The sequence below is a fragment of the Rhizobium sp. P1_C7 genome, assembly GCF_056406295.1.
Map to the genome: position 1 here is coordinate 25,344 of NZ_JBFUAL010000029.1, position 14,542 is coordinate 39,885.

The window sequence follows — 14,542 nt, forward strand, 5'->3', positions numbered from 1 at the left end:
CGCTTCCCCTTGCTTCGTTGTCCGCCAGCTAGGCACGCTGTGCCGCGCGCTGTTCTTGCTGCGGTCTGCCCATCGGTGCCAGATGGCGGATGTCCTTCTCGAAGGGCAGCGACTTGTAGATTTCTGGATCGACGCTGGGATCGAAAAGCGCGGTGTAGCCGTAATTCAGGTAGAGACCCACGGCCTCGGGCTGGCGAAAGCCCGTGGTTAGATAGATCCGGGAGTAACCTTGCCTTGCGGCTTGCGCTTCCAGTTCGACGAGAACTTTGCGGGCGAGGCCCTGGCGACGCAGATCAGAGCGCGTCCAGATCCGCTTGAATTCGGCTGTATCATCGTCATAGCGCCTGAAGGCACCGCCGGCGATCGTCTCGCCGTCGCGAAGAAGGAGAACGAAGTTGCCGAAGGGCACCGAGAAAGCCTCGGGCGGATAGCGGTTCAGTTCCGCCGCAGCGCCCTCTTCATTGAAGTAGTTGCCGTATCGGCTGTCATACTCATGGATCAGTTCATCTATGAGCGGCTTTGCGCGTGCGTCGAGCGGGGTCGTATAGAGAAAGCTGTCGCCCATATCGGTCGCCTGTCCTGTCTACTGAAGAAATGTTTCTGCCAGACGCACCCAATAGCGCGCAGCCGGGGCAATGATCGCGTCGTTGAAATTGTATTGGGCGCTGTGCAGCGGCGCGCTGTCGCCATTGCCCACAAAAAGATAGCTTCCGGGCCGCGCCTGCAGCATGAAGGCGAAATCCTCGCTTGCCGTGCGCGGTCGAAACCCGGTTTCGACCGCCGCTGCGCCCAGCGTGTCGACAGCGACCTGGCGGGCAAACTCGGTCTCGTTGGCGTGGTTGACAAGCGCTGGAAAGCCCAGCCGGTAGTCGACCTCGGCGCTCGCACCAAAGCTCTCGGCCTGAGCGCGCGCAAGAGATGGAACGCGCTCCTGTAACTGCTGGCGCACCGCGTCGCTGAAGGATCGCATGGTCAGCTTCAGCTCGACGCTTTCCGGGATGACGTTGGAGGCCGTTCCGGCATGGATTGAGCCGACTGTCGCAACGGCCATCTCCTGGGGGTCGACATTGCGCGAGACCACGCTCTGCAATGCCGTGATGAACGACGCCGAGGCAAGGACTGGATCCACTGCTCGATGCGGTTCCGCGCCATGGCCGCCTTTGCCGATGATCCTGATGATTGCCTGGTCAACTGAGGCCATCGCCGGCCCGGCTACGAAACCGAACTGGCCAGTCGCCACACCTGGCCAGTTGTGAAGCCCGAAAACCGCGTCGACCGGGAAGCGATCGAACAGACCTTCCGAAATCATCTTGCGCGCACCGGCACCAATCTCCTCCGCCGGTTGGAAGATCAGCCGCAGTGTGCCGCTAAACCTGCCGCTTTCGGCAAGATAGCGAGCCGCGGCCAAAAGGATCGATGTATGCCCATCATGTCCGCAGGCGTGCATGACCCCCGGATTGTTGCTTGCATAGGAAAGCTCCGTTGCTTCCTCGATCGGCAGCGCGTCCATGTCGGCACGAATACCGATACGCCTTTCTCCCTCGCCGCGCCGGAGAGTGGCGACGATGCCGGTCCCGGCAATGCCCGTCGCCACCTCGTAGCCCCATGAGGAAAGCTTTGATGCAATGATCTTGCTCGTGCGGCGTTCCTGGAAGGCAAGCTCCGGATATTGGTGCAGGTCTTGGCGCAACGCGATGAACTCGCCGATAAATCCGTCTATGACCTTTTCGACCGGATCCTGCGTGTGGACGTTCTTGGGGATGGCGTTCATGTTCGTTCGCGCCGCGCCTCAGGCACCGACGGCCTTTCCGCGTTCGTTGTCTTCCAAGGGCTTCGCGTAGCGGCTTTCGCGATACGGCAGGCCCAGGTGCTCGCGCAGTGTCTCGCCCTTCAGAACGGGGTCGAAGTAGCCCCGCTCTTCAAGGATCGGCAGGATATATTTGGCAAAATCGTCGAACCCTTCGGCAACAATCGGAAATCCGAGGATGAAGCCGTCGGCGGCACCCTCGTCGACCCAGCGGATGATCTCGTCGGCTATGTGGTCCGCCGTGCCGATGAAATCCGTTCGCGGCGTAGCGACATCGAGTGCTGTTTCGCGCAGTGTCAGGTTGTTGTCGCGCGCTGTTTTCTTGATCCGATCGGTCGTCGCACGGAAACTGTTTCTACCGATATCGCCGAGCTCGGGGAACGGCGCGTCGAGCGGATAGACGCTGAAATCATGATGGTCGAAGAAACGTCCGAGATAAAGCAGCGCTTCATCTATGGTGCAAAGGCTGCGGATCGCCTGGTATTTGCGCTCTGCTTCCTCGGCTGTTGCGCCTACGATCGGCCCGATGCCCGGATAGATGCCAACATCGGACGCGCGCCTGCCTTGCGCAATCGCGCTCTGCTTGACCTGTTTATAGAAGACTTGTGCCTCTGTGATCGGTCCGCCATTGGTGAAGACCGCATCAGCGTGCTTGCCGGCAAGTCTCACGCCTGAATCAGATGCTCCTGCCTGGAACACAACAGGCTGACCTTGCCGCGAACGGGCGATGTTCAGCGGTCCTTCGATGCGGAAAAAGCGGCCTTTGTGATTGAGGCGATGAAATTTGCCTTTGTCCGCATAAACCCCCGTGCCACGGTCACGGACGAACGCGTCGTCGTCCCAGGAATCCCAGAGCCCTTTGATCGCATCGATATACTCCTCGGCGATCTCGTAGCGCAGTTCATGTTCGGGGTGTTCTCGGGTGTAGTTTCGGCCCGACCCTTCCAGCGGCGAGGTCACCGCGTTCCAGCCTGCCCTGCCACCACTGATGAGATCGATTGAAGCGAACTGGCGGGCGACAGTGAACGGATCGCTGTACGACGTCGAGACCGTTCCAACGAGACCGATCTTCGATGTGGAAGCGGCAAGTGCCGAGAGTACGGCGATGGGCTCGAAGCGGTTGAGAAAATGCGGAATTGATTGCTCGTTGATATAGAGGCCGTCGGCCACGAACGCGAAAGCAATGCCAGCCTTCTCGGCCTTGCGCGCCGTCGTGACGAAGAAATCGAAGTTCGTGCTGGCGTCGGCAGGGCCGCTCGGATGCTTCCAGGCGTTCATGTGTCCACCGGGACCCTGCAACATGATACCGAACGTGATATTTTTCTGGGCCATAGGATCAATCCTCTGGAGAAGGTCAGGCGACGAGGGAAAGCCGCTCTTTTGCAAGCAACTCGATGGAGTTCAGGCGCTCGGCGGCGGTCAAAGCAGGCGTATCGAGAATGAATTCCTTGACGCCGTAGCGGCGATGAAGCGCATCCAGCTCCTTGCGGATCTGGTGGGCTGTGCCATGCAGCACGCTCGGGACCTTCTCCTCGGTCCGATAGTCCTTGAAACCGGACTGCCGGGCGAATTCGGCAGCCTGCTCTTCGTTGCCGACGTTGACGCTCTGGCCGTTGGGCAGGAACACCTTTACGATTCTCAGGTCGCCGACGCGTTCGCGGGCGTGTTCCTCGCTTTCGGCCGCAAAGGCCGAAAGCGCAAGAATTGGAACCTTGCCGTTTGTTGCGTGTCGATATGTTTCAAACGTCTTGTGGAGATTGGCCGGGTCACCATTCAAATGACCTGCAAAGACAAGTTCCCAACCCTTTTCAGCCGCAAGCTCGGCGCTATCGACCGAGGCCCCGAGCAGGAAGCGTTCCGGCGCGATCGCGGGAAGTGGCGTTGCGACGGCGCCATCGGGATTCGACGCGCTAGAAAGGTAGAGGTTGATGTCGGAGAGCTGGTCGGCGAAGCGCGGCTTGCGGGTCGGATCTACCGCCGCCTGCAGCGCCCTGGTCGACAGCGGAAAGCCACCGGGCGCCTTGCCGACGCCAATGTCGACGCGGCCAGGAGCGAGCGAGGCCAAGAGGTTGAAGGTCTCCGCCACCTTGTAGGCACTGTAGTGCTGCAGCATGACTCCGCCGGATCCGACGCGAATTTTCGACGTTCTGGCGAGGATATAGGCAATCAGCACTTCGGGAGACGAACTTGCGAGATTGTCCATGTTATGGTGTTCGGCGACCCAGAAACGGTGGTAGCCGAGCTGTTCTGCCTTTGCAGCGAGGTGGGCCGTAGCCTGCAGGGCTTGGCTGGCGCTCTTCCCCGCTTCGATGGGGCTCTTGTCAAGAAGGCTCAAAAGGTACGTCATGGAGTGATGCATCCCTTAAATCATTAGTCTATAAAATCAGTAGACAATATGATTTATAAGGAAGGACGTTCTCTTTCCGACCGGGAAGGTGAAAAAAGTCGCTCGCCAACAATGCGGGCCACGTGATTGTCTGGCTGAAAGCCCGTTAGGCGACCCAGCCCCGTTTCGAGGAACACCCGGCGCATGTCAAAACCCAGCACCAACACGAAGATCGTTCTCGCTTCCCGTCCACTTGGAAAGCCGGCAGCGGATAATTTCAGGGTCGAGGAATCCGCAATTCCGGAGTTGGCGGAGGGCGAAGTCCTCCTGCAAATACTCTTTCTGTCGCTGGATCCCTACATGCGCGGTCGCATGGATGACGCCAAATCCTATGCCAAGCCGGTCGACATCGGTGGTGTGATGGAGGGAGGAACGGTTGGCCGCGTTCTGAAAAGCCGCAACAACGACTTCGGTCCGGGCGACACAGTGCTGTCGCATTCCGGGTGGCAGACGCATGCGGTTTCAAACGGCAGCGATCTTCGCAAACTTGATCCCGATGCTCATCCGCCTACCACCGCGCTTGGCGTACTAGGGATGCCCGGCTTCACAGCCTATGCCGGGCTTCGCAATATCGGCAAGCCGAAAGCGGGCGAGACTGTCGTGGTGGCTGCCGCAAGTGGCGCGGTCGGCTCGGCCGTGGGCCAGATAGCCCAGATCATGGGTGCTCGCGCCGTCGGAATTGCGGGCGGTCCGGACAAGTGCGATTACGTGCGCCATGAACTCGGCTTCAACGCAGTGGTCGATCACAAGTCTGCAGATTTTCCAGAGCAACTCGCCGCCGCCTGCCCACACGGTATCGATGTCTATTTCGAGAATGTCGGTGGACCCGTTTGGAGCGCTGTTTTTCCCTTGCTGAACAATTTCGGCCGTATTCCTGTCTGCGGCTTGATCGCTCACTACAACAAAGGGCCCGATCCTCAGCAGGGGCCAGATCAACTCCCGAGCCTGATGGGAGCGATTTTGCGCAAGAGCCTTCTTGTTCGTGGCTTCATCCAGCGCGAGTTTGCCCAGCAGCGACCCGACTTCTATCGCGAAGCCGGTGAGTGGGTCGCAAACGGCCGACTGAAGTACCGTGAAGACATCGTCGATGGACTGGGACATGCCCCCGAGGCCTTCATCGGCTTGCTGGAGGGGGAAAACTTCGGAAAGCTGATTGTTCGCGTTGCAGAATGACGGTCTCGCCATCTCTCGCACCAGCACGTGTTGCGGGCTCGATGGGCAGGGACCAAACGAGGGCTGCTTTTCGACAATTGACGAAGATCGGATCAGATGAAGCCAATCACAAGGGCTAGAATAAAAGCAAACGATGAAACAACGGAGCCGACCGCCATGCCATGCATGACCCTGGACTGGATGGTCTTGAAATCCGACTTGATCAGCTGTCGACGAACGTCAAAAGCGAGCGCCATTGTCGCGCCCTCAGTACCAAGGCCCTGGTGCCGAACTCCAGTAGTAGAGTTCGTATTCATGTGGCGCTCGCTCGCCCTCATCGCGTGCGTGATTTGTCGTAGGGCTCTTTGGGAGCCGCTCGCTTGCCTCGACAAGGAGTTTCTCTAAGCGCGCTTTGAGGTGACCAATGAGATTTTGCATCCTGCGATCCTCCGTTTTTGGCAAGTTTGATTTCGTCGTCTAAGGGATGAGCGAGTGCCGACGCGCGTTCGCAAGCAGTGCGTGACAAGACGCGAACGGCCCGAACAGCATGAGGAGGCGGTTTTCCTCTTTCTTCGCCAAGCGATGTCGACGCGAAAAGTCGAAAACGCTCCACAACTCTTCGGAGGGTGCTGCTACACGTTCACTGGCCATCATTGCCTCCTTGCAGCGCCTGATCGATCCACACTACAACCATCAGAAGCCCAGGCTTGCCTTGCAATCCATGCGCAATGGACAGCGCAATCTGGCATTAATATTGTCTATAAAATTACTAGATTAAAGGAATTGTCGCCCCTTATGGAGTTCGCGAGAGAAAAATCCATCTCGCGTCATCGAATGACGACGTCGGGGATCCCGAAGCTACTGCTTCAGTTTAATTTTCAAGGGTAGCGTCCTTCGCATTGACCATTCGGGCCTCTCTAGCAGCTACGGAGTTCGCCCCGCAGATGCGAGCCCGGGGCAATGCCTGGACCAAGTTTGTCCGCAGCGCTTCGAGGAAGGAGCCAACTTTCCGATTTGGTGATGGTCTGTGTCTTGCGCTACGGTTTCACGCGGTCGGGATGCGCCGCCTGGAAGGCTGGCAATTCCGCGCACTTGCAATCGATATCGACGATACGCTTGAAATTTGTCATGTCCACTCCCCAGCGGCGGGCGTTGTAGACCTGTGGAACAAGGCAAAGGTCCGCCATCGTCGGCACACTTCCAAGGCTGAACTCTCCATTGGTGCCTTCTAGCATCGCCTCCAGTTTACGCAGTCCATCCGGGATGAAGTGCTTCATCCATTCCTCTCGTGCGTCAGCTTTACCCGTTATGGACATGACATGCGCTGCGACATGCAGGTTGCATACTGGATGAATGTCCATGGCGATCGCGTATGCGAGTGCTCTTACCTGTTGCCGATCCGCACTGTCCAGTGGCAGCAATCCACATTGTGGCCGAACGTCCGCGAGATATTCGATGATTGCCAGCGACTGCGTCAACGTCCGCCCGTTCATCACCAATGTCGGCACCAGGCCCTGGGGGTTCAGCGCAAGGTAGTCCGGGGTCTGGTGCGCCCCTTCCAACAAGTTGATCGCCACCGTCGTGTAGTCGATCCCCAACATGTTGAGCGCGATACGAACGCGATAGCTCGCGGACGATCTCCAGTAGCCGTAAAGAACGACCTCGTTCATTGCGTCCCGCCCCCGCTGTATCTCTCGACGGTTTGCTCGATCGCTCCGAAGATCGAATGTCCGGCCCGATCCTTCATCTCGATGCGGACCTGGTCGCCGAACTTCATGAACGGCGTCTTCGGCGATCCGGCCTGGATGGTCTCGATCATCCGTATCTCGGCAATGCAAGAATATCCGTCTCCTCCGTCCTCGACCGGCCTGCCCGCTCCACCGTCCAGCTTGTTGGAAACCGTTCCCGAACCGATGATCGTTCCGGCTGCGAGACTGCGGGTCTTGGCGGCATGGGCAATCAGTTGGCCAAAATCAAACGTCATGTCGATGCCGGCATTCGCTTTGCCGAATGCCTTGCCGTTCAAGGTCACGAGCAGCGGACGATGCACCTTTCCGCCGTCCCAATCGTCTCCGAGTTCGTCCGGCGTCACAGCAACTGGAGAAAATGCCGATGCGGGCTTGGACTGGAAGAAACCAAATCCCTTTGCCAGCTCTTCCGGTATGAGACTGCGCAACGACACATCGTTGACGAGCATCACCAGCCGGATGGCGTCACGGGCGACCTGTGGACTGGCCCCCATAGCGACGTCGCCGACGACGACAGCGACCTCGCCCTCCATGTCGATCCCGTAAGCCTCGTCGGCCATCATGATCGGGGCGCGCGGGGCGAGGAAACCGTCCGACCCTCCTTGATACATCAGCGGATCGACCCAGAAGCTGGCCGGCATCTCTGCGTTGCGGGCTCTGCGCACGAGTTCGACATGATTGACGTATGCCGAACCGTCCGCCCACTGATAGGCCCGCGGCAAGGGCGACGTGGCGTCATGCTCGTGGAACCTGATCGTCGGCTGGGCTCCTGTTTCGACACCCTCGGCAATCTGCGCGAGTCTCGGAGCGACATGCTCCCAGTCGTCGAGCGCTGCCTGCAACGTACGGGCAATATGACCGACCTCGCAGCAGCGGGTGAGATCGCGGGAGACGACGACCACGCGACCGTCCCTAGTGGAGTCTTTCAGTGTCGCGAGCTTCATGTCCAGATTCCAGTGGGATGAGGGGTCGGTCTTCACTTGATGCCCGGGGTCCCGTCGAACTTGCGTTCAAGGCCGTCCCAGCACTCCAGGTAATTGTCCTGAAGCGTCTCAAGCTCCGCGGCGTACTTCGTGAGTTGCTGCGGGTACCGGGTCTCGAACATGAAGGCCATGGTGTGATCAAGCTTCACGGGTTTAAGTTCGGATTTGGAGGCCTTTTCGAAGCCAAGCGCGTCCGGCCCGTGGGGAAGCATCATGTTGTGCAGGCTCATGCCTCCGGGCACAAAGCCTTCTTCCTTTGCATCATACTGACCATGGATAAGGCCCATGAATTCGCTCATGATGTTGCGATGGTACCATGGCGGGCGGAAAGTGTGCTCGGCGACCAGCCAGCGCGGCGGAAAGATCACGAAATCGACGTTCGCCGTTCCCGCCTCTTCGGTCGGCGCGGTCAGCACCGTGAAAATCGACGGGTCAGGGTGATCGAACAGGATGGCGCCAACCGGGGAAAATGTCCGCAGGTCGTATTTGAAGGGCGCGTAGTTGCCGTGCCAGGCCACCACATCGAGGGGCGAGTGGCCGATTTCTGTGACGTAGAACTTTCCGCACCACTTAACATGTACGCGGCAAGGCGTTTCCTTATCCTCGAAGGACGCGACAGGTATTTTGAAGTCGCGTGGATTTGCCAGGCAGTTCGCACCGATCGGCCCTCGATCGGGCAGCCTGAATTTCGCGCCGTAGTTCTCGCAGATATATCCGCGCCAGACCGCTTGATCGCCGATGCGCAGCACCTTGAACATCATGCCACGGGGAACGAGACATATTTCAAGGGGCTCGACATCCATGATGCCCATTTCGGTAAAAACGCGGATTGCGCCGAGCTGGGGGACGATCAACAGCTCGCCATCGGCGTTGAAGACGTAATCGTCAACCATGTCCTCGTTGAAGACGTAGACATGTGCAGCCATCCCCACCTGGGTCAGGGCATCGCCTGCGGCCGTCATTGTCCGCACCCCCTCGATAAACGTCAGCTTCTCGGTCGGCGCGGCGATGGGGTCCCAGCGAAGCTGGCCCAGAGGAAGCGAATGTTCGTCCGGGCAGGGTGCCGATTTCCAAAGCGGATAGGACGCATTCGAAAAGCGACGGGTGTGGCGCACGCTTGGGCGAATGCGATAGAGCCACGATCTTTCGTTCGTCCCTCGGGGGGCGGTGAAAGGAGAGCCCGACAGCTGCTCCGCATAAAGACCGTAGTTGCATTTCTGCGGGCTGTTCTGGCCTTGCGGCAAAGCGCCGGGAAGCGACTCGCTCTCGAAGTCGTTGCCGAAGCCCGGCATGTATTTGAGCTTGCTCGCCGCCGTGGCCTCACCGTCAGAAGCTTGGATTACCGCCTGTTCCATTGCTCAATCCCTCCCCGAGGGCGACCCCGCAATGCCGGGGTCGCCTGATGATCACTCTGCCGCAGTACCGATCACGCCGCGCTTGATCTGATCCGCCTCGATAGACTCGAAAAGAGCACGGAAGTTGCCTTCGCCGAAGCCTTCGTCACCTTTGCGCTGGATGAATTCGAAGAAGATCGGGCCGATGACGGTTTTGGAGAAGATCTGCAGCAGGATTTTCGTCATGCCACCGTTCACCACACCTTCGCCGTCGATGAGGATGCCGTGCTTCTTCATACGTTCGATCGGTTCGTCATGGCCGTGAACCCGTTCATGGGACATGTCGTAATAGGTCTTCGGAGGACCCGGCATGAAACGGAGGCCGTTGTCGGCAAGCCTGTCGGTGGCCTCGTAGATATGTTCCGTTCCAACCGCAATGTGCTGGATGCCCTCGCCCTTGTACTTCTTCAGGAATTCCTCGATCTGGCTCGTCTCGTCCTTCGATTCATTCAGGGGAATGCGGATTTTGCCACAGGGCGACGTGATGGCCCGACTCACCAGCCCTGTGATCCGTCCGTCGATGTCGAAGAAGTGGATCTGCTTGAAATTGAACAGGTCACGGTAAAAGTCCCACCACTTGTCCATGTTGCCGCGGAAGACGTTATGGGTCAGGTGGTCGAGATAATAGAAACCCATGCCTTCGGGACGCGGGTTGCGCTCGCCAAGCCAATCGAACTCGGCGTCGTAGGCCGATCCCTTTGCACCATAGGCTTCGACAAAATAGAGCAGTGAGCCGCCGATTCCAACAATCGCGGGGACGTCGAGCGCCTTGTCATTCCCTTCATAGGGAAAGGCACCTTTTGACACCGCATGGTCGAAAGCGTGCCTGGCGTCAACAACACGCCAGGCCATCGACGGGGCTGAGGGACCGTGATCTGCGACGAACCGTGTGGCATGACTGCCCGTCTCGGCGTTCAGGATATAATTGATGTCTCCCTGCCGCCAGACAGTGATGTCTTTCGTCTTGTGCTTGGCGACCGCAATGTAGCCCATGCGCGTGAAGAGTTCGCGCAATTTGTCGGGCTCCGGATGGGCGAATTCAACGAATTCGAAGCCATCGGTGCCGGCCGGATTGTCGGCGGTAATTTCCGGTGGCGGCGCATCGTGTGGAAAAGGACCCATTTTCTCCTCCGAAGAAATTTGCTCTTGGTTGCGCAAAGTGTGATCCAAAACACGTGCAAAGTTCTTGCATTCTTCATGCCCGGGGAAGAAGTTATGCACGGTTTGTGAGGATTTGAGGGATTTCGTGCAATGGATGAACGGCTCGACAAGTTCGATCTGCGCCTGCTCCAGGAGCTCCAGAAGGACGGCCGGTTGACGAACAACGAGTTGGGCGAGCGGATCGCGCTTTCCCCCTCGCAATGCTCGCGCCGACGGACGAGACTTGAGTCTGAGGGATATATCAGGGGCTACCAGGCCAATTTGGACAGGCAGAAATTGGGCTTGGATATGCTGGTGGTCATTTCCGTGACGCTCGCGACCCACAACAGAGACAATGCCCGCAGATTTTCCCAACTCATCAACGGACTACCCGAGGTTCTCGAGGCCTACGCGCTGACGGGCGAAATGGACTATCACCTGAAGGTAGCGACCCGCGGGCTCACGGACCTTTCACGTTTCGTCAACGATGTTCTGTTGCCGCACGAGTCGGTGCAGCATGTGAAGACTTCGATTGTTCTCGACACGCTCAAGACATTTGAAGGCCTCCCGGTGCTTATGCTGAGTAGCTAAGCGCCGGGCGGTTGCACGGCATTGGATGACACGTGCTAGATCGGCAGTTCGGTCGAGAATTTCAGTTCGCGCAGCACAAAACTCGAGACGACCGTTCGCACATGCGGGTTGCGCATGAGGTAGCGGGTCATGAAGGCCTCGTAGCTTTCCACGTCCCTCGTCCGGATCTTCAGCATGTAGTCGAAGGCGCCGGACAGCGCATAGCACTCCATGATCTCCGGCCGCTCCAGCACCACCGAGGCAAAAGACGCGACCGCTTCTTCGTGATGATCATCAAGCGTCACATGCGCGATGACGCAAAGCTTGAGATCGAGTTTTCCCGGATCGAGCAGTGTCACGCGCTTGCGGATGACGCCGCTCGATTCCAGTTCCTGGATCTTCCGCCAAGCCGAACTTTGGGACATGCCGGCCCTTTCCGACAGTTCTGCCAGGGAAAGGCTGCCATCGGTCTGGACGAGCTCCAGAAGTTTGCGATGAGAATTCCCAGATTCTTTCATTATTGGCGTCACTCTCGAAATTATCTACCGTTATTGTCCAACAGGTCAGCATGAAAGAAAAGAAAATCCTCAGATGCAGGAGCATAATAGTAAAAGGCAGCAGTGCCTGGGAGGATCGTCATATGGTCAAGGAAAGCAGCTACACCGCCAAACTGCCTGGCTCGGATGGTTTATACGCCTACACCGCCGAGGAAGATGCGATATGGGGCGAACTTTACCGACGCCAGCTGATCCTTCTGGCCAATATGGCCTGCCAGGAATATCTGGAGGGCGTCGAAACCCTGCGGCTCAAGCCGGAGAAGGTCCCTCAACTTTTCGACGTCAACCGACGCCTGAACGAGACGACCGGCTTTGGCGTCGAAGGCGTACCAGCGCTCATTCCGCCATCGCGCTTCTACGAACTCCTGTCACAAGGCAAATTTCCGCTCGCAACCTTCCTGCGTCGCCGCGAACACATCGACTACATCGAAGAACCCGACCTTTTCCATGAGGTCTTCGGGCACTGCCCGCTGCTGACCAACCAGAGCTATGCCAATTTCGTGCGACATTTCGGCGAAACCGCCGTCCGTCTCGGCAAGGGTTATTCCTGGCATTTGTTCCGCATCTTTTGGTTCACCGTCGAATTCGGCCTGATCAATACACCGCAAGGCCGCCGCTGCTACGGCGCGGGGATCGTCTCGTCACCAAGCGAAGCCAGGGCAGCAATGGAAGGCAAGGCGTGCGAATTCCGACCGTTCGACCTCCTAAGCGTGCTCCGGACACCGTACCGGATCGATATCGTCCAGCCGATCTACTATGTCATCGACAGCTTCGGCGACCTTGAGGCGATCGTCGAGCAGGATATCGAGAGCCTGATCCTCACGGCAAAGTCGCTGGGCGACTTCGCGCCCGCTTTCGAAGCCAAGGCCTCGTGAATCGCTGATTGTCCGACGGCGAGAAGGTTCCTTCTTTCCAGGTGGTCAATCTCGCCTCGGCGTAAGTCATTGCTATGATCACTATGGTGCCAATTAAAAGAAGCAATATTTATGTTTATTTCCGTTAGCGCATTGTCAGCGCTGGCGGCTACATTCATGGATTGCGATCAATTGAGGCAGCGCCGATCGGCCAGGGGCTGGCTTCGCTGGCGACGACGCGTGACGGCAGGGCTAGCGGCAGCAAGCGGACGGGATCGATCGCTCCGACAGACGGTCATCGGCCGCGCGGATCGGGCAGTGCCATCGACGTGAGCTGGGCCCGATGGCCGGTAGGAGTATCCGTCATTGGTGTAGGAATTAACCCTTCGTTAACCATCACGGCCTAGCCTTCCTACTGCTTTCTCTCATGGTTAGGTGGCTCTTTTCACGGGCGCCATCGGTGTATCATCAAGACACGGCGTGATTCGCGTGAGAAGCGCGTGCCGATCAGAAAAGAGCGTTTCCGAGGAGATCGAGATGCCACTCGTCGCCATACCCGGCAAGATCAAATTGATCGGCGCAGACACCATCATCGTCATGGACGCGGGGACCGCGCACCAGGCCGTCCATGTTACCGAAGATGCATTGAGCAACAGCCATGGCGAGTTGTCACGCGACCATCTCACCGCTCAGCTGGAACTCATCGAGCAGGTTGCAAGTCACAAATTCGACCGAGGCGAACTGGCATTTGATGGCAGTGTCTGGGTCACATCGGAGGATATTCTCGACTGGCGGCGCGGACGTTCGCATTAGGCGGGAGTCTGCATTCGCCACACTGCTCGATAGCCTCGCTCACGTGCAGCGTTGTTGCCCAGCGAAATGCTCCAGCGATCTGACTCGCCGAACGAACGAAAATTATCACGCCGCCCTTGAAATTCCCTGGAGTGGACTTCATTTATCGGTCACTGCCCGTATCGATAGCCTGCGTGTCGACCAGTCTGGTCGGCTAGCGTTTGCTGTCCGGGAAGAAAAGGCGCTCCCCGAAAGGGTCGAGCGCCTTTTTCATTCCATGGGTGCCCGGGAGGCAGGGAGCTGCATCTGCGTTCAGATGTGAAGTCCACCCTCCAGGACGCTCGCCATACCGTGTTATCCAAACGGGTCGGCCCTTGCCATGGCAGCCGGAAGCGAAGCACTTCTCCGGGGGCACGACACGCCGGTTCACAGGCATCATTGAATGCGGCCCGGGGACGACTGCTGTTTCGAAGGTTCGCTGCAACAGCGCCCGCCTGCGCTATGGGATGCGGCGATATGTCGGACCTCATCCTGGCTATTTTCGGCAGCGGTCTCGCTCCATGGTTTCACCCTTCTGTTGCTTGAATGGATTGTGTCTTTCACGGGCAGCGATACGCCGAAGGGCGCCCGCGGCGAGGGAGAACGCTGCACGGGCCAGACGGCGTGCCACTTGAAGCGTCTCTTGATCCGCTGCCACAGGATTGAAGGGCTCCGTTGAGCATTGAGCGGCGGGGCGTGCTCGGGCGGAACGGCTACCGGCGTTCCGAGCCGGCGGCACGAACATCTCACGTGAAGGTTTTGGACGTGTGTGACCGTTGCGGTGCGAACGCTTGCCCAGATCCGGCATCATGCTCGTGGTGACCAGGGTATCTGATCTCGCGCCTGATCAGGACCGAGACTTGCATTAGCCCGGGGTAGCGAGTCCCGTCGCCGACGTTCGCTAGGATTTTTCCTCCGACAAACGGATGCGGCGCCTCGACTGCCTTCATACACAGGCGCATTGCGCGGCAAACACTGCATGTCGCGTGACTGTCCCTGATGCGTTGCCCTGCCGCGTTCCCTTTTTGGCCTCTTGCGCGGCGCGGCGACGGACTGTCTCTCGAGCACTCCGCCCTTTGCCTTTCGGTGTTGCCCCGTGCCCCGATTGGAGAGACCTTGC

Annotated in this window: 14 protein-coding genes; 4 read left to right on the top strand and 10 right to left on the bottom strand. The window is 58.5% G+C overall.

Annotated elements, in window-relative coordinates; genetic code table 11:
• Positions 1-28: 28 nt before the first annotated feature.
• The 4 genes from AC1D2R_RS28620 to AC1D2R_RS28635 are packed head-to-tail and all read right to left on the bottom strand — an operon-like array spanning position 29 to position 4,154.
• On the bottom strand, positions 29-565 hold the full coding sequence (locus tag AC1D2R_RS28620; RefSeq protein WP_477972742.1) for a GNAT family N-acetyltransferase: 537 nt from the start codon (positions 563-565) through the stop codon (positions 29-31).
• A gap of 18 nt (positions 566-583) precedes the next feature.
• Positions 584-1,771, bottom strand: coding sequence for a M20 aminoacylase family protein (locus tag AC1D2R_RS28625; protein WP_477972744.1), 1,188 nt, complete (start codon positions 1,769-1,771; stop codon positions 584-586).
• An 18-nt stretch (positions 1,772-1,789) separates the two neighbouring features.
• Complete coding sequence (locus AC1D2R_RS28630; protein WP_477972746.1) at positions 1,790-3,139, bottom strand: LLM class flavin-dependent oxidoreductase; 1,350 nt, start codon at positions 3,137-3,139, stop codon at positions 1,790-1,792.
• 22 nt (positions 3,140-3,161) lie between these two features.
• Entirely contained in the window at positions 3,162-4,154 is a 993-nt protein-coding gene (locus tag AC1D2R_RS28635; RefSeq protein ID WP_477972748.1) for an LLM class flavin-dependent oxidoreductase, read from the bottom strand.
• A 183-nt stretch (positions 4,155-4,337) separates the two neighbouring features.
• On the opposite strand from AC1D2R_RS28635, the gene AC1D2R_RS28640 reads away from it, so the two are divergent.
• Positions 4,338-5,366: an NADP-dependent oxidoreductase gene (locus tag AC1D2R_RS28640; RefSeq protein WP_477972750.1), complete on the top strand. Its 1,029-nt coding sequence runs from the start codon at positions 4,338-4,340 to the stop codon at positions 5,364-5,366.
• A gap of 92 nt (positions 5,367-5,458) precedes the next feature.
• Here the strand turns inward: AC1D2R_RS28640 and AC1D2R_RS28645 are convergent, their stop codons facing one another.
• The 5 genes from AC1D2R_RS28645 to hppD form a co-directional block, all read right to left on the bottom strand.
• Entirely contained in the window at positions 5,459-5,602 is a 144-nt protein-coding gene (locus tag AC1D2R_RS28645) for a hypothetical protein (RefSeq protein WP_477972752.1), read from the bottom strand.
• A gap of 780 nt (positions 5,603-6,382) precedes the next feature.
• Positions 6,383-7,015: a maleylacetoacetate isomerase gene (maiA, locus tag AC1D2R_RS28650; protein ID WP_477972754.1), complete on the bottom strand. Its 633-nt coding sequence runs from the start codon at positions 7,013-7,015 to the stop codon at positions 6,383-6,385.
• Positions 7,012-8,037: a fumarylacetoacetate hydrolase family protein gene (locus tag AC1D2R_RS28655; protein ID WP_477972756.1), complete on the bottom strand. Its 1,026-nt coding sequence runs from the start codon at positions 8,035-8,037 to the stop codon at positions 7,012-7,014. Before AC1D2R_RS28655 ends, maiA begins: the two co-directional genes overlap by 4 nt.
• Before the next feature lie 32 nt (positions 8,038-8,069).
• Positions 8,070-9,431, bottom strand: coding sequence for a homogentisate 1,2-dioxygenase (hmgA, locus tag AC1D2R_RS28660; protein WP_477972758.1), 1,362 nt, complete (start codon positions 9,429-9,431; stop codon positions 8,070-8,072).
• A gap of 51 nt (positions 9,432-9,482) precedes the next feature.
• Positions 9,483-10,592, bottom strand: a complete 1,110-nt coding sequence (gene hppD / locus AC1D2R_RS28665) for a 4-hydroxyphenylpyruvate dioxygenase (RefSeq protein ID WP_477972760.1) — start codon at positions 10,590-10,592, stop codon at positions 9,483-9,485.
• A 129-nt stretch (positions 10,593-10,721) separates the two neighbouring features.
• Here hppD and AC1D2R_RS28670 point away from each other — a divergent pair, with 129 nt between their 5' ends.
• Positions 10,722-11,201, top strand: a complete 480-nt coding sequence (locus AC1D2R_RS28670) for an Lrp/AsnC family transcriptional regulator (protein WP_477972762.1) — start codon at positions 10,722-10,724, stop codon at positions 11,199-11,201.
• 35 nt (positions 11,202-11,236) lie between these two features.
• On the opposite strand, the gene AC1D2R_RS28675 is transcribed toward AC1D2R_RS28670, so the two are convergent.
• A complete protein-coding gene (locus AC1D2R_RS28675; RefSeq protein ID WP_477972764.1) occupies positions 11,237-11,698 on the bottom strand; it encodes an Lrp/AsnC family transcriptional regulator in 462 nt (153 codons plus the stop codon).
• 122 nt (positions 11,699-11,820) lie between these two features.
• Here AC1D2R_RS28675 and AC1D2R_RS28680 point away from each other — a divergent pair, with 122 nt between their 5' ends.
• Together AC1D2R_RS28680 and AC1D2R_RS28685 are read left to right on the top strand one after the other, a co-directional pair.
• Complete coding sequence (locus tag AC1D2R_RS28680) at positions 11,821-12,612, top strand: phenylalanine 4-monooxygenase (protein WP_477972766.1); 792 nt, start codon at positions 11,821-11,823, stop codon at positions 12,610-12,612.
• A 516-nt stretch (positions 12,613-13,128) separates the two neighbouring features.
• Positions 13,129-13,404, top strand: a complete 276-nt coding sequence (locus tag AC1D2R_RS28685) for a hypothetical protein (protein ID WP_477972768.1) — start codon at positions 13,129-13,131, stop codon at positions 13,402-13,404.
• Positions 13,405-14,542: the final 1,138 nt, after the last annotated feature.

What these genes read in the sequence shown, in the direction of transcription:
- hppD (WP_477972760.1), bottom strand. Translation starts at nt 10,592, where the DNA reads ATGGGTCCTTTTCCACACGATGCGCCGCCACCGGAAATTACCGCCGAC.
- AC1D2R_RS28645 (WP_477972752.1), bottom strand. Translation starts at nt 5,602, where the DNA reads ATGGCGCTCGCTTTTGACGTTCGTCGACAGCTGATCAAGTCGGATTTC.
- AC1D2R_RS28625 (WP_477972744.1), bottom strand. Translation starts at nt 1,771, where the DNA reads ATGAACGCCATCCCCAAGAACGTCCACACGCAGGATCCGGTCGAAAAG.
- hmgA (WP_477972758.1), bottom strand. Translation starts at nt 9,431, where the DNA reads ATGGAACAGGCGGTAATCCAAGCTTCTGACGGTGAGGCCACGGCGGCG.
- AC1D2R_RS28680 (WP_477972766.1), top strand. Translation starts at nt 11,821, where the DNA reads ATGGTCAAGGAAAGCAGCTACACCGCCAAACTGCCTGGCTCGGATGGT.
- AC1D2R_RS28685 (WP_477972768.1), top strand. Translation starts at nt 13,129, where the DNA reads ATGCCACTCGTCGCCATACCCGGCAAGATCAAATTGATCGGCGCAGAC.
- AC1D2R_RS28670 (WP_477972762.1), top strand. Translation starts at nt 10,722, where the DNA reads ATGGATGAACGGCTCGACAAGTTCGATCTGCGCCTGCTCCAGGAGCTC.
- maiA (WP_477972754.1), bottom strand. Translation starts at nt 7,015, where the DNA reads ATGAACGAGGTCGTTCTTTACGGCTACTGGAGATCGTCCGCGAGCTAT.
- AC1D2R_RS28635 (WP_477972748.1), bottom strand. Translation starts at nt 4,154, where the DNA reads ATGACGTACCTTTTGAGCCTTCTTGACAAGAGCCCCATCGAAGCGGGG.
- AC1D2R_RS28675 (WP_477972764.1), bottom strand. Translation starts at nt 11,698, where the DNA reads ATGAAAGAATCTGGGAATTCTCATCGCAAACTTCTGGAGCTCGTCCAG.
- AC1D2R_RS28630 (WP_477972746.1), bottom strand. Translation starts at nt 3,139, where the DNA reads ATGGCCCAGAAAAATATCACGTTCGGTATCATGTTGCAGGGTCCCGGT.
- AC1D2R_RS28655 (WP_477972756.1), bottom strand. Translation starts at nt 8,037, where the DNA reads ATGAAGCTCGCGACACTGAAAGACTCCACTAGGGACGGTCGCGTGGTC.
- AC1D2R_RS28640 (WP_477972750.1), top strand. Translation starts at nt 4,338, where the DNA reads ATGTCAAAACCCAGCACCAACACGAAGATCGTTCTCGCTTCCCGTCCA.
- AC1D2R_RS28620 (WP_477972742.1), bottom strand. Translation starts at nt 565, where the DNA reads ATGGGCGACAGCTTTCTCTATACGACCCCGCTCGACGCACGCGCAAAG.